This is a genomic window from Pararhizobium capsulatum DSM 1112 (assembly GCF_030814475.1).
Lineage (GTDB): Bacteria > Pseudomonadota > Alphaproteobacteria > Rhizobiales > Rhizobiaceae > Pararhizobium > Pararhizobium capsulatum.
Genome location: NZ_JAUSVF010000001.1, coordinates 1,731,154 through 1,746,765 on the forward strand (window position 1 = coordinate 1,731,154; position 15,612 = coordinate 1,746,765).

Below are 15,612 nucleotides of genomic sequence, written 5' to 3' on the forward strand. Positions count from 1 at the left end.
CCATTGGTTCAATTGTTTTGATCTTGTCGCCGATCGGTGCGCCGGGCCATGAGAATCTCGTCGATTTCCCGGCCGTCCTGCAGAAAGCCGCCGGGAATGCGGCCGATCTCGGCAAAGCCCGCCTTGCGATAAAAGGCGATGGCTTCGGCATTGTCGGCGCGCACGGCAAGCTCCAGCTGGCGGATGCCGATGATGGCGGCAAGGAAATCGAGCATGTCGCTCGCCAGCCCCGAGCCGCGATTGGCCTTGCGTATATAGACCATGATGATCGTCGCGCGATGCGTCATCTTGGCAGCGCGCTGGCGCATCAGGCCCATGACGGCAACGGGAGTTTCGTTCTCGAAGGCGGCAAAGACGGTGTTGTGGATCAGATGGCGCTGCCAGTCGGCTTCCGAAATTCTCAGCCAGTCGTCTTCCTGGCTGGCAAAGGCATCGGGGTCCTGCCGCAGGGATTCAAGCCGGATCGCGCGGAAGGCGGCGGTGTCGGTGGAGGAGAGCATGCGGATGGTGGGCATCATCTCGAAGCTTGTTTCATCCATAGCATTCAAATCGTTCCCGTCTTTTCATCTCGTTCGGTGGCCTAACGTCGCCGCGAAAGGTGCTGCTCGCTCCCTCTTCTCCCCAGCGGGGAGAAGGTGCCCGAAGGGCGGATGAGGGGGTGATCGCCACCACAAAATCAGGAGCTTGCCGCACCGCCCCCTCATCGCCTCGCTCGGCCCTTCTCCCCGCTAGGGAGAAGAGGAAGAGGCCGCCAAACCTACCCAAGCCTATCCTGTCGATCCAGATTGGACGCCATGACTTTTTTTGATGTACCTATTCACCCCAGTTCTCGATTTTCCGGCTATGCGGAAAGAAAGACAAAGCAAAGGAGATCACCATGGCCGTCGACACCAAAGCGCGCAGCACCACCTGGACCTATGTGGACGGAGAGTGGCTTTCCGGCAATCCGCCGCTGATCGGCCCGACCTCGCATGCCATGTGGCTCGGCTCCACCGTATTCGATGGTGGCCGCTGGTTCGATGGCATCGCGCCGGATCTCGACCTGCATTGCCAACGCGTCAATCGCTCGGCGCTGGCGCTCGGGCTGAAGCCGACGGTGGCGGCCGAGGATATCGAAGGGCTCGCCTGGGAAGGCGTCAAGAAGTTTGACGGCAAGACCGCCATCTACATCAAGCCGATGTACTGGGGCGAACATGGTTCGCCGGGCAGCGTCGTCACCGTCGATCCCGAATCGACCCGCTTTGCGCTCTGCCTGTTCGAAGCGCCGATGGGCGAGGGGCCGGGCGGCCAGTCGCTCACAGTCTCGCCCTTCCGCCGACCGACGATCGAGTGCATGCCGACGGATGCCAAGGCCGGCTGCCTCTATCCGAACAACGGCCGCATCCTCGCCGAAGCCCGCGGTCGCGGTTTCAACAATGCGCTGGTGCGCGACATGCTCGGCAATATCGCCGAGACCGGCTCGTCCAACGTCTTCATGGTCAGGGACGGCGTCGTTTTCACGCCCGCCGCCAACCGCACTTTCCTCGCCGGCATCACCCGTCTGCGCGTCATCGGCCTCCTGCGCGAGGCCGGCTTCGAGGTGGTCGAAACCACACTGACGCTGGCCGATTTTGAGGGCGCCGACGAAATCTTCACCTCCGGAAACTATTCAAAGGTCGTTCCGGTCACCAAGCTGGAAGGCCGCGACCTGCAGCCCGGCCCGATCGCCGCCAAGGCTAAGGACCTCTATATGGACTGGGCCAACGCCTCGTCTTCGGATTTCTGATCGATCCTGATACTCACGCCGGCTGTGCACCGCCCGTTGGATGGCGGTGCATGGACCACGCCTGATAACAGATGCCGACGAGGAAGATGACGACCCAGACGGCCGTCGTCGCCTGTACCGGTGGCGAATCCGGGCCGTTGCCGATGGGATTGGCGGGCGGCAGGCGCGACAAGGTCTCGTTGATCGCCGGCACCATCAGCAGGAAAAACGTGAACGACATCGACAGGGCCTGCAGATAGCGATTGAGCCTGCCGAACCAGCCGAGCTTTCCGATCGCCATGGAAAAGACGATGGCGAGAAGCGTCAGGATGCCGATCGCATGGCCGGGGTTGAAGCCGCCGGTGCTGGAAAGCCCGAAGGATGTCACGGCCGAGAGAATGATGGTGATCAGGTAGAGCCGGCCGACATCCGTCTTCGGCAGGATCGCGCCGTATTTCGAGAAACTGTAGAGACCGGCGATAACCGGAACCACGCTGATGACAGTGTGGATAATGCCGAGCGTCGACATGGGATTGGCCATGGTGTTCCCCTCTTCTCATGAACCGAAATATAAAAAATATGAAATCTGTGCGCAGGCGTATTGAACAAAACGCATTCGGCCGCACGGTCAAAGCTCCTCTGGGGAGCGCCATGGCCTTATGAAAACTTTATCCTTTCGGTGCGGCTTCGCAATCGAATCAAATGCGGCTCGGGCGTAGAAAAACAGTGAGTGGATTTGCCAACAGGCAGCTGGAGAAAATCCGTCTTCAGACTGTTTGGAGATTGCAATGCCGCATGTTCACAGATTGCACGTTGATGCCCACGGGGGCCGCCTGATCAGATCGATTGGCAGGACGGAGGAGGCAAGGGTTACAAGACCCATGGAGATATCCGCCGACGCTGAAATCGCCACGTTTATCAGGGCTTTCGCGGTGTTCTTCCTGGTGATGGTTGCGATTATCGCCTTTTATCTGCTGGTTTAGCGGACCGCACGCAATGACCGGCCCTTCGCGACCGCCGTCAGTCCTTGAGCATCTCCTCGGTCAGCTCGCTGCCGAGCTCCACCGTCTTGGCCTGCTTGTCGTAGACGCAGATCTGCGTGATCGTGGCGTCTGCGCCCTTGGCCTTGCCGCTCACAAGCGCCAGCCCGAATCGTTCGGAGCCGAAGGGATCGACGACTGCCCTGGGGCTTTCCATCGCCGAGCCTGCCGCTGTCAGGCATTTCTCGCTCACATCCTTGCGCATCTCTTCCCAGGCGTCATCCGAAGAGGCGTGGGCAAGGACCGGGGCAACGGTGAGGGCGGCAAGGGCGAAAAGCGTGTGACGGGCGAATGCGGGCATGTAGGTCTCCTGATTTGTCTCTCGCCGAGCTTGGCGAAAAACGTGGCCATTCTGTGGGTTAGAAGCACAGTTACGGGCAAACGGTGGAAGTATTTTTCAAGGCTGCCCCGAATTTTGGTGAGCGGGCAGTTGCCACTTGCGACACTGGTCCCTATGTTCCCGAGCAACAGATTTTATTGAGAAATTCCATCGCCAAGAGGAGATACCACCATGGCTTTCGAATTGCCGAACCTTCCCTATGACTACGATGCGCTCGCGCCCTACATGTCGCGCGAGACGCTCGAGTATCATCACGACAAGCACCATCAGGCTTACGTGACCAACGGCAACAAGCTGGCTGAAGAAGCCGGTCTTGCCGATCTGTCGCTCGAGGAAATCGTCAAGAAGTCCTACGGCACCAACCAGCCGCTGTTCAACAATGCCGGCCAGCACTACAACCACCTTCACTTCTGGAAGTGGATGAAGAAGGGCGGCGGCGGCACGTCGCTTCCGGGCGCGCTCGATGCGGCCATCAAGTCCGATCTCGGCGGCTACGACAAGTTCCGTGCCGACTTCCTCGCAGCCGGCGCCGGCCAGTTCGGCTCGGGTTGGGCATGGCTCTCCGTCAAGAACGGCAAGCTCGAAATCTCCAAGACCCCGAACGGCGAAAACCCGCTGGTTCACGGCGCGACCCCGATCCTCGGCGTCGACGTGTGGGAGCACTCCTACTACATCGACTACCGCAACGCCCGTCCGAAGTACCTCGAAGCCTTCGTCGATAGCCTGGTCAACTGGGACTACGTGCTGGAACTTTACGAAGGCGCGACCAAGTAAGGTCTGCGCGCCGGATTTTACGGTGTTTGAAATGCGAAACCCGGTCGAGAGGCCGGGTTTTTGCGTTGTGAGTCGAGGCCTTGGCTCGACTTTGTACAAAATTCTTTGGGAATTTGAGTTGGTTGGCGGCGCTGACAGGCTGCGTCCGGCCGGCTTATGGTGCATACCAGCGCACGCATTTCGATCATCTGTACTGGGTGAATCAATTTGTCGCAGTCTCTTTGCCTTGCCTGTTTCGTCTGAGCGGATTCGAACCGATGGATGACCGATCATAATGAGAACTGCGTCGGGTCGAGTGATCCTGTTCCGCACATCCTTCACCAGTGGCTGTCGTCGTTTCGTCCCTGGTTCACGGCACCCAGCTGGGAGCATCTGCTGGTCCTGGTGATGGGCGCGATCCTGTCTCCAGGCAAACGAACAGTATCGTCGTGTTTGCGGATCACCGGCCGCGCCGAGGCCGGCAATTTTTCCCTCTACCATCAGCTGCTTAATCGCGCGCGTTGGAACCCGCGCACACTGGCTTCGCGGCTGCTATCGGTTGTTGTCGCCCGCCTCGTACCTGCTGGCCCTGTCATTATCGGCATGGACGACACCATCGAACGCCGATGGGGACCAAAGATTGCCGCCCGCGGCATCTATCGCGATCCGGTGCGCTCCAGTCACGGTCACTTCGTCAAAGCCAGCGGCTTGCGCTGGCTGAGCTTCATGGTTCTTGCCCCAGTCCCATGGGCCAAATGCATCAAGGCCCTGCCAGTCTTGACGCTGTTATGCCCCTCGGAGCGCTACGATAAGAAAAGGGGACGAAAGCATAAACTGCTGACGGATTGGGCAAGGCAGGGCGTGCTGCAGCTCTGCCGATGGCTACCTGGTCGCGACATCATCTTTGTCGGAGACAGCAGTTTTGCGGTTCACACCCTGGCTGCGGCTCTTCCCCACAAAGCCATCCTCATCACACGCTTGCGCCTGGATGCAAGTCTGTTTGCTCCACCAGACCAACGGCACGAACACACGCTTGGGAGGCCTGCACAAAAGGGCATGCCACAGCCCAAACTGAAGACGATCCTGCACCATCCCAAAACCGTGTGGCAGCGCATTACCGCCTCAAGCTGGTACGGACGAGAAACGAACAAGAGCCTCGATATTACCTCTTCCACCGGGTTATGGTACCGGCGAGGAACGCCGCCAAAGCTAATTCGCTGGGTGTTGGTCCGAGACCCCTCAGGCCGCCGCGAACCGCAGGCGTTCATGAGCACCAATACCGATCTCGAACCAGCTCAGATCATTGCCTACTTCGTTCGGCGCTGGCAAATCGAGGTAACGTTCGCGGAAACACGCGCGCATCTGGGTATCGAAACCCAGCGCCAATGGAGCGGCAACGCTATCCTGCGCACGACACCTTCGCTTCTTGCCCTCTACAGTCTCGTCACGGTATGGGCCGGTGATGTTCTCAGCCAAAAAACGCGCCCCTACGCGGCCGCATGGTACAAGAAAACCGATCTGACATTCACAGATGCAATGGCTGCAGTTCGCCTGGTTTTGTGGAGTGACGATCTTTATCGACACTCACCGTCAAACCCGGAAATGCATAAAATACCTCCCGGACGGCTTCAGCGCATGGCCCAGGCTCTTTGCTTCGCCGCATAATGTGCAAAGTCGAGCTTGGGAGATGGTGTCCTATCGTTTGTAGCGATGATTGCCGCGGTCTTCCTCGATCCCTGCACGAAAAGCCGTCAGCAGGTTCAGGCCTTCCCGCCAGCCCTTGAGACCGCTCTGCCCGTTGATGTGCCCCGCCGGCCCAATCTCGATGAGACCGCTGCCCCACTCTCGCGCTCGCATGCGGGAATATTCGGGCGTGCCATAGGGATCGTCGCTGCTCGCGACAACCAGCGACGGCATGCGCAGCCGCCCTATCGGTGGATCGGAAAAGCTTGCAGCTGCCTTCGGAAATGCTTCCGAAGAAGGATCGGGAACGGCGACGAGAAAGGCACCCGCGACAGGTGTTTCAGACCCAGCCTGCCAATAGGTGACCAGCAGGCAGGCTAGGCTGTGGGCAACCAGAACCGGAGGGTGTGTCGCCTTGCGCACGGCCTTTTCCAGGGCCGTGATCCAGTCGGCAAGATCAGGATTTTCCCAGTCCGATGGCGCAAAACGCGTCATGGCGGGATTTTCCTTTTCCCAACGCGTTTGCCAATGGCTTTCGCCTGAACCGCCGATACCGGGCAGGATGATGATGTCGCTCATGGGGTCTCCCTGTCTGAAGGTGCTGGAGACAAAATGATGGACACCGCCCGGCTTTGGAATGAGAATTCATCGGAAAAGGAACGCAAATTCCGATAGATTCAAAGCCGAAAGCCAGAACATGCCCGCTGACAATGACCCCGTGACCCTCGACCCAACCGACATCGCCATCCTCGAGATCATGCAGGAAAACGGCCGCATCGGCATGTCCGAACTCGGTCGCCGCATCGGCCTGTCGCAACCGGCAACCTCCGAGCGGGTGAAGCGACTGGAGGAGCGGGGCATCATCAGCGGTTATGGCGCTCGCATCGATGCCGCGCGGCTTGGTCTCGGCATGATGGCGGTTATCCGCCTGCGCACCACGCACGAACACATCAAGGCCTGCCTCAAACTGTTTTCCGAGCTTCCGCATGTGATGGAGGTGCTGCGGCTGACGGGCGAGGATTGTTTTCTCCTGAAGGTGCTGGTGCCCAACCCGGGCGAGCTTGAAACCATCGTCGATACCATTGCGCGCTACGGCTCCGTCACGACATCGCTGGTCCTGCGCAGCGAACCGCCAAAGCCCATCGGCCGTTCCCTGCTGCAGCGGTCATGATCGCCGCTTATGCCAGCATGCGTGTCACCGCCCTGTCATCCAGCCGCGATAACCAACGCTCATGTCTCTATCCGCACCTCTCGTCCGCTTCGGCATTGTCGCCGATCCCCAATATGCCGATATCGATGCCGATCCGGCGCTCAATCGCTATTTCCGGCAGAGCCTCGACAAGCTCTCCGAAGCAATCGACACCTTCAACGACCATGAACTCGATTTCATCGTGACGCTGGGCGATATCATCGACCGCGCTTTCGAGAATTTCGACGATATCCTGCCGCTCTACGGGCGCTCGCGTCATCCGGCATTTTTCCTGCTTGGCAACCACGACTATGCCGTATCCGCGCAGCATCTGCCGGACGTTCTGCGGCGCGTCGGCATGGAGCGTGCCTATTACGATCTGGTCTTCGGCCAGTATCGCTTCGTCTTCCTCGATGGGAGCGATGTCAGCGTCTTTTCAGCAGCGTCGGCGATCCGCGCACAGCCTTGGCAAAGGAACGCCTATCGGCACTGAAAGCCAGCGGCGCAAAGAACGCCCAGACGTGGAACGGTTCGCTGGGAGATGAGCAGCTTGCCTGGCTTTCCGCCCAGCTGGCTGAGGCCGATGTCAATGGCGAGCAGGTCATCGTCTTCAATCACTATCCGGTTTTCCCGCCAAACCGCCACAATATGTGGGATAGCGAACGCGTTCTCGACATGCTCTCGAAGTCCGAAAGCTTCACCGCTTATTTTTGCGGCCACAACCACGATGGCGATTTTGGCCTTTTCGCTGGCCGTCCATTCGTCACCGTCAAGGGCATGGTCGATACGCCAGACCAGAATGCCTTCTCGATTGTCTCCATCTTCGAAGACCGTATCGAGATCGAGGGTTTCGGCCGCCAGCAGAGCCGGGTGCTTCCCATCAACGAGCCAATGGTCCGGCCGGCTGCTGTTTCCAGCCGCTGATCCAGAGATCACGCAGGCCGTCACCTTCGCCACGGAAATGGGCTTCCAACAAAGCGCAACCCTGCACGCGGTCGGTGCGGAAGTTGCGGATGGCCTGGCGCAGTTCGCACCATCCAACGACGACTGCCGTTGCTGAATAATAGATCAATGCCAGCGGCCGGATGGCCCTTTGGCTGCCGCGGCCCTGTTCGTCGCTGTAATCGAGCAGCAGCTTGCGTTCGTCTCGGATCGCCCGACGCACCAAGGCAAGATCCAGGCTTTCGGGAGCAGGCGCGATCGAGCCCCAGGCATGCAGCGTGCGGCTATTCAGCGTCTGGCGCAGGGGCGCAGGCATGGCGCCGGCGATCTTGTCGCTGACGCGCGCGGCGGCATCCTTGAGTTCGGTATCGTTCGAGCGGGCGAGCAACGCCAGCGCCAGCACGATCGCCTCCGTTTCTTCGATCGAGAACATCAGCGGCGGCATGTCGAAGCCGGGGCGCAGGATATAACCGATGCCGCGCCCGCCCTCGATCGGCACCCGCATGGCCTGAAGTGCTGCGATATCCCGGTAGATCGAGCGCACCGTCACCTCCAGCCGTTCGGCGATGATGGCCGCTGTCACCGGTTTTGGTGAGAGCCTGAGGATCTGGATGATCTCGAACAGCCGGGATGCCTTGCGCATGGCGAAAATCTCTTCGTATCGGCGATGATACTGACAGAACCCTGTCAGGAGGCTTCGTTTATATCAGAGCTCAAGCGGCTGAAAAACAAGGAGCCGCGGAGAATGATTTCACAAAACGCGCAAGGCTACTGACATGAGTTACTCGGAAAATCTCTGGCTGTTCTTCACGCTTCTCTTCGGCATCATCATCGTGCCCGGCATGGACATGGTCTTCGTCATGGCCAACGCGCTGACGGGCGGACGCGCGTCTGGCCTATCCGCAACGGCGGGCATCATGGGTGGCGGGTTGTTCCATACGCTCTATGCGGCGCTCGGCGTCGGGCTGCTCCTCCATCTCGTGCCGGGCCTCTTCAACATTCTCCTGATCGCCGGCGCGCTTTATATCGCCTGGATCGGCTATACGCTGATGCGCTCCAACATCGCGATTGCCACGGTCGAACCACTCGCGCAGCTCTCCCGCTGGACCAGTTTTCGCCGCGGCGCGCTCACCAGCCTGCTCAATCCCAAGGCCTATCTGTTCATGCTGGCGGTCTATCCGCAGTTCCTGAAGCCGGATTTCGGTCCGCTTCTGCCGCAGGTCGTGATCATGGCCGTGATGATCGCCGCGACCCAACTTGCCGTCTACGGCAGTTTGGCGGTCGCCGCCGGCCGCAGCCGCGAAATGATTACATCAAACCCGCACGCGACAGCGCTTCTCGGCAAGTCCGTCGGAGCCATCCTGATCGCGGTTGCCGCCTGGACGGCATGGCAGAGCTGGAGCACGGCGATGTGACGGCTGGCGATAACGTGATAAAAATACTCTTGTTATTCAGCTGCTTAAATCCTTCGGATAAACAGGATTTCAAAAAAATGTTACTTCCTTCGCGCCCGCAAAATGCAATCATGCCCGCGCATTCACAGGGATGAAGGCAGCGTGCACCACCGGTCAACTCGCTGTTTGCGCCGGATCAGGGAGATATTGATGAAGCTGAAGACCATTGCACTGGCGATTGCCGTTGCGAGCTTGGGACTGGGAGCAGTCAGCGCCGCTGACAATCCGGTGGAGATCCGCGAAGGGCTGATGAAGAAGATCGGCGGCTCGATGGGTGCGCTGGCGGGAATAGCCAAGGGCGACAAGCCCTATGATGAAGCTATCGTGAAAGCCTCGCTGACCGCCATCAGCGAAAGCATCAAGGTCTTCCCCGATCAATTCCCGGCCGGCTCCGATGCTGGCTCGGAAGCCAGCCCGAAGATCTGGGAGAGCATGGACGATTTCAAGGCCAAGGCCGCCAAGCTCGGTGCCGATGCCGATGCGCAGCTTGCCCAGCTGCCGGCGGATCAGGCCAGTGTCGGCGCAGCCGTTGGCCTTATCGGCAAGAACTGTGGCGACTGTCATCAGTCCTATCGCGTCAAGAAGTGACCCGATAGGACAGCTTTCCTTTGCGTAAACGCCCGATGCGCCGGATACTCCGGTGCATCGGCGCAAGCGTAGGTGGAGAAGGAAGAGGTCGGTGGCAGCAAGAATGCGACGATTCCTGACAACAGCAGTGCTTTTCGTCGCCGTGGCCGGCACGGCGGCGTGGTTCCTGACGCGGCCGGAGCCTTGGCCGGCAAGCCATTGGGAAGGCCTGGGCGAGCCAGATGTCGCCAACGGCGCCCTGGTGTTTTCGGCCGGCGGCTGCGTCAGCTGTCACGCCAGGCCGGGTGCAGTTGAAGGAGAGGCGCAGCTGGTTCTTTCCGGCGGGTTGGCGCTGAAGAGCGATTTCGGCACGTTCCATGTCCCGAACATTTCGCCCGACGAGACGGCCGGCATTGGCGGCTGGACGCTTGCGGAGTTCGGCAACGCCATAACCCGCGGCGTCGGTCCGCACAACGAACACCTCTATCCGTCCTTTCCCTACACGTCCTATGCGCGCCTGACGGCCAAGGACGTCAACGATCTGTTCGGCTATCTGAAGACCCTGCCGAAGAGCCCGGACGTCGCGCCGTCCCACGAATTGCCGTTCCCCTTCAACATACGGTTGGCGCTCGGCGGCTGGAAGCTGCTGTTCTACAGCGACGCACCCCGCGTCACCGTCGATACGTCGAACCCCAAGCTCGCCCGCGGACAATATCTCGTGGAAGGCCCCGGCCATTGCGGCGAATGTCACACCCCGCGCAACGCGCTCGGCGGTTTCGAGCCCGGCCAGTGGCTGGCCGGTGCACCCAATCCGGAAGGCAAGGGCCGCATCCCCAACATCACGCCGGGTTCGAAAAGCATTGGTAGCTGGAGCGAAGGCGATATCGTCACCTACCTCGAAACCGGCTTCACGCCCGATTTCGATTCCGCCGGGGGCTCAATGGTCGAGGTCCAGAAAAACATGGCCAAGCTCCCCGCCAGCGACCGCGAAGCGATCGCCGCCTATCTGAAGGCAGTACCTGCCGTGCAGTAGTGCTTGCAATAAATGCTAGCGTTGCTATCTTTCGGGCATGAACGACAGGCACAGGAAGACCTTGCTTGCCGTTTTTGCCGAGCCGGTATCGGGCACGATCGCTTGGGCAGATATCGAAAGCATGCTGGTCGGCGTTGGTTGCTCCATTCTTGAAGGCAGCGGATCGCGGGTGCGTTTTGTCTTCGGTTCGGACATCGAAAGCTTCCATCGCCCTCATCCGGCGAAGGAAGCCAAGCGCTATCAGGTCCGGGCGGCACGGGATTTTCTGATCAAAATCGGGATCAAACCATGAATGTAATGACCCATAACGGCTATTCCGCCCGGATTGAATACGACGCCGAAGGCGAAATATTCTTTGGTCGTCTGGCGGGGATCAGCGACGGCGTGACCTTTCATGCGGATACCGTGGTGGACCTGAAAGTCGCATTTCAGGAGGCGGTTGATGATTATGTTGAAAGCTGTGCGAAGCTCGGCAAGGAGCCGCAGAAACCCTATTCGGGAAAGATGATGTTTCGCGTCGATCCCGAGATACACGCCCGGGCTGCAAAGGCCGCCGAATTGGCCGGTAAGAGCCTTAATCAATGGGCCGCTGAAGTCCTTGCAAAGGCAAGTGAGCGAGCAGCCTGAAGCTAAAAGAATTGCTTATTTCGCTGCCCTATGCTCGGCACCGAAAAGCCTGAGGTAGCTGCTCAGGTCTTCCGATGAAAAGCCGATGGCGCGGTAGATTTCGGCGGCAAAGCTCACCGGCGCGGTTTCCGAAGCGGTGATGATGCCCTGGTCGCTGACGGCCTGCGGCTGGTCGAGGTAGAGATCGGCGCCGCGATATTGCGGCACGCGCTCGAGCAGGCCAAGCGAGTTGCTGGTGTGGGCAACTGTATCGAGAAGGCCGGCGCGGGCGAAGGCAAGCGTGGCGCCGCAGATGGCGGCGATCGGCCGGCCATGGTCGTTGAAGCGGCGATAGACGGCCGAAAGATCCGGGGCGGCCTCGGTCTGCCAGATCGTGCCGCCGCTTAGGACCAGTGCGTCGAAGGAGGCGGGGTCAAGCGTTTCGGCGTCCCTGTCCGGCACGACCTTGAGGCCGCCCATGGACATGACGCCGCGTCCGCCGGGTGTCGCGGTGACGATCTCGAAGCCGAAATCGCCGCGCGCCGAAGCCATCAACAGCGCGCATTCCCAATCCGCGAAACCTTCCGTCAGAACGATTGCAAGCTTCATGACGCTTCCTCCGCCAGACGTGAACCCTTGCGATCACATTCCGGTTCTCACCGGAAAAAGCTTACCGCATATCGCTCGAAAATGGGAACTCATTTCGAGACAAGACGAGCGGAAAAACAAACGCTTAAAGCGGGAGGGGTTCGCCCTTCCTGTCGCCATCTGCGTTCAAGCCAGCTTCTGCAGATAGCGCATGCCGGTGACCGGGCCGGGCGTGAAGTTTTCGGATTCGTAGAAGCGATGCGCCTGGAAGTTGCCGGTGGCGGCGCTGACGGAAAGATAGGTACAGCCCGCCATGCGCGCCTGTTCGCGGGCCTTGGCGACGAGATGGCGGCCGATGCCGGTGCCGCGATGGGCGGGGCGGACGTAGAGCTGGTTCACTTCCATGCCGCGCAGGCCCTGCGGCGCGCGGTAGAGCGGCACGAGAATGGCATGACCGATCAGCTCGCCTTCGGCTTCGGCAACGAGCGCGGTAATCCACGGCATCTTGCCGAAAAGATCGCGCTCCAGATCTTCCGATGTGATCGGGGCTGCGTCGCCATGATGGGCGGCAAGCTCGCCGATCAGTTCGCGAAGGGCAGCAAGGTCGCGCGGCTTGGCAGAGCGGATGGTCACCAGCGGCGCGCGGCTTACCGGATGCTGCGGCAGCGTGGGACGGTGGGGAAGGGAAGTTTCAAGCATTTTGGTCTCCTGATGGCTTTACCCGCCATCAGGTGCCGTTCAAAACAAAAGCCGCCTGACGGCGGCTTGTTGAACATGATCAGACAGCCGCACCTATGAGAGCAGCGTAAAATACCAGCGGGCAATGGTTGCGGTCGTGATCATGGCGACTTGGATCGCGCTTTTGCGTGGGAATGTCAACGGGTATTTTTTGCGCGTGGGCTTACGATCCACCGGACTGTGAATCACGTCAAACCGGCTGCCTTCCGCAACGCTTTGTTCATGCGGCCCTGCCAGCCTTTCCCGCCTTCACGAAATTTGGCGACAACCTCTTCATCAAGGCGAAGCGTGATCTGCTTCTTGGGTTTTTCCAATGCAGGGCGTCCACGGGATTTGCGATGCTCATCCATTGCCTTGAAAAAATCGTTCGGCAGAACATCTTTTGCCGGACGCAGATTGGCGAGTTCTTCATCGCTCAGTTCGGGAGAGTCGATCGCATTCCAATCGTCCCGGGAATAACCGCGACCAGTTGTAAACGTCTTCATATCACTGGCTTTGGCCATGGAAGCCTCCTTCTTTCCCTATCGCTCGCTTGTCGAGAGCTGATGATGGATATGGCTTCGGTGCCGAGTGTTGCGAAGACAACAACGGCAGTGCCATCCCGGAAATAGCCAATAGCCTTCAACCGGCAATATCCGGTTTGCTTTCAGCGACTACGGCATTTGCCCAGTCAAGCTCGCCTACATCGGCAAAATCGAGGCCGTGTTTCTCAAGGTTCGCCTGTCGGTTGGGTTCATCCCATAGGATTCTCATAATTAAATGTAGCTACATTTAAACAGAGTATCAAGCGTGCTGGCAAGCTATTGTCCGGCAAAGCACAGGCCGCATATCAGTGATCGGCTTTACAAAGCCCATGGTCCGCCAGCGCCCGGATCACATAGCAGTCTCCGACCGTATGATTGCCGTCGCAGGAGACGATGCGCTCGAGTTCGCGTTCAAGGCTCTGGAGCCGGGCGATCTTCTCGCGCACGTCGGCGAGATGTTCGGCGGCGATGCGGTCGGCGTCGCCGCAAGGTTTTTCCGGGTGGCCGCTGAGTTCCAGCAGGTCGCGGATCGCCTCGATCGACAGGCCGAGGTCGCGGCCGTGGCGGATGAAGGCGAGGCGTTCGAGATCGTCTTTTTCATAGCGCCGCTGGTTGCCTTCGCTGCGCTCGGGCGCTGAAATCAAGCCCATCTGCTCGTAATAGCGGATGGTCGGAACCTTGACGCCGGTCCTGCGCGAAAGATCGCCGATGGAAAACATGGATACCTCCGAACTGCTCGAAACAACGGATGGAGCATCTCGGTTGCGGGCAAAAATTCTCTAGTCTCTAGAGCTTTATATAGGCTGAAATGGCAGTGAAAACCAGAGGCCTCCACACTCAGGCGGCTGCCTTCTCCATCCGCGCCAGCGCCCGGCAGAGGGCATCATCTCTATCGCGAAGGACCGGCGGGGTTTCCACGTCATGCGATATATACTATACCCCCCTATACTATTATCAGGAGTTCCCATGTCCCATACGATCCGCAACAAGACCAAGCTGGTGAGCCGCGTGCGGCGCCTGAAGGGGCAGCTGGATGCCGTGGAACGGGCTCTGGATGACGAGGCGGCGTGCGGTGCCGTGCTCCAGCTTCTGGCGTCCATTCGGGGTGCCTTGAATGGACTGACGGGCGAGGTGATGGAAGACCACCTGCGCGAGCACATTCTCGCGGCGGAAACCGAATCGGACCGGCAACATGCCGTCGATGAGCTCTCCGCCGTCCTCAAGACCTATGTGAAGTGAAAGGATCCATGATGCGCCCCGAAACCTCCTCGCTTGTCCATGATCACGTCTTCCTGGGCGACGACCACCAACGCAACGAGCGCCGCGTCTGGATGGTCATCGCGCTGACGGCCTCGATGATGGTGGCCGAGATTACCGCCGGCTCCTATTACGGCTCGATGGCGCTGGTCGCAGATGGCTGGCATATGGCGACCCACGCCAGCGCCATGCTGATCGCGGCCCTTGCATATCTCTTCGCCCGCCGTCGCGCCTATGACCGGCGTTTCACATTCGGCACCGGAAAGCTGGGTGATCTCGCAGGCTTCGCCAGCGCCGTGCTTCTGGCGCTGATTGCGCTGCTTATCGGCTGGGAAAGTGTGGTGCGGCTTGCCAATCCGGTCGAGATCGGCTTTTCGCAGGCGATCGTGGTTGCGGTGATCGGCCTCGTGGTCAATCTGGTTTCGGCCCTGCTACTGAAGGGAGATCACGGACATCATCATGGCCACGGTCACGGTCATCCCCATGAGCACCCGCAACCCCATGCGCATCACGACCATCACGGCGGTCACCACCATCATCACGCCGATCATCACAATGCCCACAGCCATGCCGCAACCGATAACAATCTGCGCGCGGTCTATCTGCATGTGATTGCCGACGCCCTGACCTCGGTGCTTGCAATTGTCGCGCTGGTGGCGGGTAGCATCTATGGATGGCAGTGGCTTGATCCGGCCATGGGCGTTGTCGGTGCTGTTGTGATCGCCCACTGGTCCTGGGGGCTGATCCGCCAGTCGGGTGCCGTGCTGGTGGACGCGGCCGAGCAGGGGAATGCACTCTCCGGGGAAATCCGCCGCCTCGTGCCAGGCTCTGGCGATGAAATCACTGATCTGCATGTCTGGCAGGTCGGCCCCGGCCATTTCGCGGCCATCGTCGCGCTTGCTTCGCAAAAGCCGCTGACGCCGGCGGATTACAAGGCGCGGCTGGCGCCTCTGGAAACGCTCTCGCATGTGACGGTGGAAGTCACGCCGCTTGCGGCTTGATATAAGAAAGGCCCGCACCTAGGGCGCGCGGGCCTTGTCGTCTCAATCTTCATGGATAGTGACTTTCGTCGCCAATCAGATTCTCAGCACCACCTTTTGACGGTTCTAACAAAGACAGCGCCGGCGATCTTGGGGCCGGCAAACGCTGCCGGC

At 59.8% G+C, this 15,612-nt stretch carries 20 protein-coding genes and 2 pseudogenes; 12 read left to right on the forward strand and 10 right to left on the reverse strand.

What is annotated here, in order from left to right; all coding sequences use genetic code 11:
- Positions 1-8: 8 nt before the first annotated feature.
- A complete protein-coding gene (locus QO002_RS08265; protein ID WP_307228526.1) occupies positions 9-539 on the reverse strand; it encodes a GNAT family N-acetyltransferase in 531 nt (176 codons plus the stop codon).
- Positions 540-877: 338 nt separating this feature from the next.
- Here QO002_RS08265 and QO002_RS08270 point away from each other — a divergent pair, with 338 nt between their 5' ends.
- Entirely contained in the window at positions 878-1,765 is an 888-nt protein-coding gene (locus QO002_RS08270) for a branched-chain amino acid aminotransferase (protein ID WP_307228528.1), read from the forward strand.
- 13 nt (positions 1,766-1,778) lie between these two features.
- Here QO002_RS08270 and QO002_RS08275 read toward each other — a convergent pair whose 3' ends face one another.
- Positions 1,779-2,285, reverse strand: a complete 507-nt coding sequence (locus tag QO002_RS08275; protein WP_307228530.1) for a hypothetical protein — start codon at positions 2,283-2,285, stop codon at positions 1,779-1,781.
- 479 nt (positions 2,286-2,764) lie between these two features.
- Positions 2,765-3,085, reverse strand: coding sequence for a hypothetical protein (locus QO002_RS08280; protein ID WP_370878465.1), 321 nt, complete (start codon positions 3,083-3,085; stop codon positions 2,765-2,767).
- A 210-nt stretch (positions 3,086-3,295) separates the two neighbouring features.
- Here QO002_RS08280 and QO002_RS08285 point away from each other — a divergent pair, with 210 nt between their 5' ends.
- Together QO002_RS08285 and QO002_RS08290 are read left to right on the forward strand one after the other, a co-directional pair.
- A complete protein-coding gene (locus QO002_RS08285; RefSeq protein ID WP_075290159.1) occupies positions 3,296-3,898 on the forward strand; it encodes a superoxide dismutase in 603 nt (200 codons plus the stop codon).
- Positions 3,899-4,159: 261 nt separating this feature from the next.
- Positions 4,160-5,542, forward strand: coding sequence for an IS701 family transposase (locus QO002_RS08290; RefSeq protein WP_307228533.1), 1,383 nt, complete (start codon positions 4,160-4,162; stop codon positions 5,540-5,542).
- Between the two features lie 30 nt (positions 5,543-5,572).
- Here the strand turns inward: QO002_RS08290 and QO002_RS08295 are convergent, their stop codons facing one another.
- A complete protein-coding gene (locus QO002_RS08295; RefSeq protein ID WP_307228535.1) occupies positions 5,573-6,139 on the reverse strand; it encodes an RBBP9/YdeN family alpha/beta hydrolase in 567 nt (188 codons plus the stop codon).
- Between the two features lie 118 nt (positions 6,140-6,257).
- Between QO002_RS08295 and QO002_RS08300 the strand changes: the two genes are divergently transcribed.
- Together QO002_RS08300 and QO002_RS08305 are read left to right on the forward strand one after the other, a co-directional pair.
- Positions 6,258-6,731, forward strand: coding sequence for an Lrp/AsnC family transcriptional regulator (locus QO002_RS08300; RefSeq protein WP_307228538.1), 474 nt, complete (start codon positions 6,258-6,260; stop codon positions 6,729-6,731).
- A 61-nt stretch (positions 6,732-6,792) separates the two neighbouring features.
- Positions 6,793-7,673 (forward strand): annotated as a pseudogene (locus QO002_RS08305) (metallophosphoesterase).
- On the opposite strand, the gene QO002_RS08310 reads toward QO002_RS08305, so the two are convergent.
- Positions 7,630-8,334, reverse strand: a complete 705-nt coding sequence (locus tag QO002_RS08310; protein WP_307228540.1) for a helix-turn-helix transcriptional regulator — start codon at positions 8,332-8,334, stop codon at positions 7,630-7,632. The pseudogene QO002_RS08305 and the gene QO002_RS08310 overlap by 44 nt on opposite strands.
- Positions 8,335-8,467: 133 nt before the next feature.
- Between QO002_RS08310 and QO002_RS08315 the strand changes: the two genes are divergently transcribed.
- From QO002_RS08315 to QO002_RS08335, 5 genes are all read left to right on the forward strand, one after another.
- Positions 8,468-9,106 carry a LysE family translocator gene (locus tag QO002_RS08315; protein WP_307228543.1) on the forward strand — a complete coding sequence of 213 codons (639 nt, stop codon included), beginning with the start codon at positions 8,468-8,470 and terminating at the stop codon, positions 9,104-9,106.
- Between the two features lie 189 nt (positions 9,107-9,295).
- The gene (locus QO002_RS08320) at positions 9,296-9,733 is read left to right on the forward strand and encodes a c-type cytochrome (RefSeq protein WP_307228545.1); all 438 of its coding nucleotides are present in this window, start codon (positions 9,296-9,298) and stop codon (positions 9,731-9,733) included.
- Positions 9,734-9,836: 103 nt separating this feature from the next.
- Positions 9,837-10,745 (forward strand): c-type cytochrome, encoded by a 909-nt coding sequence (locus QO002_RS08325; RefSeq protein WP_307233242.1) that lies wholly within the window; start codon positions 9,837-9,839, stop codon positions 10,743-10,745.
- Positions 10,746-10,782: 37 nt separating this feature from the next.
- Positions 10,783-11,037 carry a type II toxin-antitoxin system HicA family toxin gene (locus QO002_RS08330; RefSeq protein WP_307228547.1) on the forward strand — a complete coding sequence of 85 codons (255 nt, stop codon included), beginning with the start codon at positions 10,783-10,785 and terminating at the stop codon, positions 11,035-11,037.
- On the forward strand, positions 11,034-11,372 hold the full coding sequence (locus tag QO002_RS08335; RefSeq protein ID WP_307228549.1) for a type II toxin-antitoxin system HicB family antitoxin: 339 nt from the start codon (positions 11,034-11,036) through the stop codon (positions 11,370-11,372). Before QO002_RS08330 ends, QO002_RS08335 begins: the two co-directional genes overlap by 4 nt.
- A gap of 15 nt (positions 11,373-11,387) precedes the next feature.
- Here the strand turns inward: QO002_RS08335 and QO002_RS08340 are convergent, their stop codons facing one another.
- From QO002_RS08340 to QO002_RS08360, 5 genes and pseudogenes are all read right to left on the reverse strand, one after another.
- Positions 11,388-11,960: a type 1 glutamine amidotransferase family protein gene (locus tag QO002_RS08340; protein ID WP_307228551.1), complete on the reverse strand. Its 573-nt coding sequence runs from the start codon at positions 11,958-11,960 to the stop codon at positions 11,388-11,390.
- Positions 11,961-12,125: 165 nt separating this feature from the next.
- A complete protein-coding gene (locus tag QO002_RS08345) occupies positions 12,126-12,638 on the reverse strand; it encodes a GNAT family N-acetyltransferase (protein WP_307228553.1) in 513 nt (170 codons plus the stop codon).
- A 224-nt stretch (positions 12,639-12,862) separates the two neighbouring features.
- A complete protein-coding gene (locus QO002_RS08350) occupies positions 12,863-13,180 on the reverse strand; it encodes a BrnA antitoxin family protein (protein ID WP_307228554.1) in 318 nt (105 codons plus the stop codon).
- Positions 13,159-13,430: pseudogene (locus tag QO002_RS08355) on the reverse strand (BrnT family toxin). The gene QO002_RS08350 and the pseudogene QO002_RS08355 overlap by 22 nt, the downstream one beginning before the upstream one ends.
- Before the next feature lie 76 nt (positions 13,431-13,506).
- Positions 13,507-13,920, reverse strand: a complete 414-nt coding sequence (locus tag QO002_RS08360; RefSeq protein WP_307228556.1) for a MerR family transcriptional regulator — start codon at positions 13,918-13,920, stop codon at positions 13,507-13,509.
- Positions 13,921-14,167: 247 nt separating this feature from the next.
- On the opposite strand from QO002_RS08360, the gene QO002_RS08365 reads away from it, so the two are divergent.
- Both QO002_RS08365 and dmeF read left to right on the forward strand, forming a co-directional pair.
- Positions 14,168-14,440, forward strand: coding sequence for a metal/formaldehyde-sensitive transcriptional repressor (locus tag QO002_RS08365; RefSeq protein ID WP_307228558.1), 273 nt, complete (start codon positions 14,168-14,170; stop codon positions 14,438-14,440).
- Positions 14,441-14,451: 11 nt separating this feature from the next.
- A complete protein-coding gene (gene dmeF / locus QO002_RS08370; RefSeq protein WP_307233244.1) occupies positions 14,452-15,459 on the forward strand; it encodes a CDF family Co(II)/Ni(II) efflux transporter DmeF in 1,008 nt (335 codons plus the stop codon).
- Positions 15,460-15,612: the final 153 nt, after the last annotated feature.

Coding starts and splice junctions, on each gene's coding strand:
- QO002_RS08340 (WP_307228551.1), bottom strand. CDS start 11,960: ATGAAGCTTGCAATCGTTCTGACGGAAGGTTTCGCGGATTGGGAATGC.
- QO002_RS08350 (WP_307228554.1), bottom strand. CDS start 13,180: ATGGCCAAAGCCAGTGATATGAAGACGTTTACAACTGGTCGCGGTTAT.
- QO002_RS08285 (WP_075290159.1), top strand. CDS start 3,296: ATGGCTTTCGAATTGCCGAACCTTCCCTATGACTACGATGCGCTCGCG.
- QO002_RS08295 (WP_307228535.1), bottom strand. CDS start 6,139: ATGAGCGACATCATCATCCTGCCCGGTATCGGCGGTTCAGGCGAAAGC.
- QO002_RS08310 (WP_307228540.1), bottom strand. CDS start 8,334: ATGCGCAAGGCATCCCGGCTGTTCGAGATCATCCAGATCCTCAGGCTC.
- dmeF (WP_307233244.1), top strand. CDS start 14,452: ATGCGCCCCGAAACCTCCTCGCTTGTCCATGATCACGTCTTCCTGGGC.
- QO002_RS08345 (WP_307228553.1), bottom strand. CDS start 12,638: ATGCTTGAAACTTCCCTTCCCCACCGTCCCACGCTGCCGCAGCATCCG.
- QO002_RS08275 (WP_307228530.1), bottom strand. CDS start 2,285: ATGGCCAATCCCATGTCGACGCTCGGCATTATCCACACTGTCATCAGC.
- QO002_RS08365 (WP_307228558.1), top strand. CDS start 14,168: ATGTCCCATACGATCCGCAACAAGACCAAGCTGGTGAGCCGCGTGCGG.
- QO002_RS08270 (WP_307228528.1), top strand. CDS start 878: ATGGCCGTCGACACCAAAGCGCGCAGCACCACCTGGACCTATGTGGAC.
- QO002_RS08290 (WP_307228533.1), top strand. CDS start 4,160: ATGACCGATCATAATGAGAACTGCGTCGGGTCGAGTGATCCTGTTCCG.
- QO002_RS08360 (WP_307228556.1), bottom strand. CDS start 13,920: ATGTTTTCCATCGGCGATCTTTCGCGCAGGACCGGCGTCAAGGTTCCG.
- QO002_RS08320 (WP_307228545.1), top strand. CDS start 9,296: ATGAAGCTGAAGACCATTGCACTGGCGATTGCCGTTGCGAGCTTGGGA.
- QO002_RS08335 (WP_307228549.1), top strand. CDS start 11,034: ATGAATGTAATGACCCATAACGGCTATTCCGCCCGGATTGAATACGAC.
- QO002_RS08325 (WP_307233242.1), top strand. CDS start 9,837: ATGCGACGATTCCTGACAACAGCAGTGCTTTTCGTCGCCGTGGCCGGC.
- QO002_RS08300 (WP_307228538.1), top strand. CDS start 6,258: ATGCCCGCTGACAATGACCCCGTGACCCTCGACCCAACCGACATCGCC.
- QO002_RS08280 (WP_370878465.1), bottom strand. CDS start 3,085: ATGCCCGCATTCGCCCGTCACACGCTTTTCGCCCTTGCCGCCCTCACC.
- QO002_RS08265 (WP_307228526.1), bottom strand. CDS start 539: ATGGATGAAACAAGCTTCGAGATGATGCCCACCATCCGCATGCTCTCC.
- QO002_RS08330 (WP_307228547.1), top strand. CDS start 10,783: ATGAACGACAGGCACAGGAAGACCTTGCTTGCCGTTTTTGCCGAGCCG.
- QO002_RS08315 (WP_307228543.1), top strand. CDS start 8,468: ATGAGTTACTCGGAAAATCTCTGGCTGTTCTTCACGCTTCTCTTCGGC.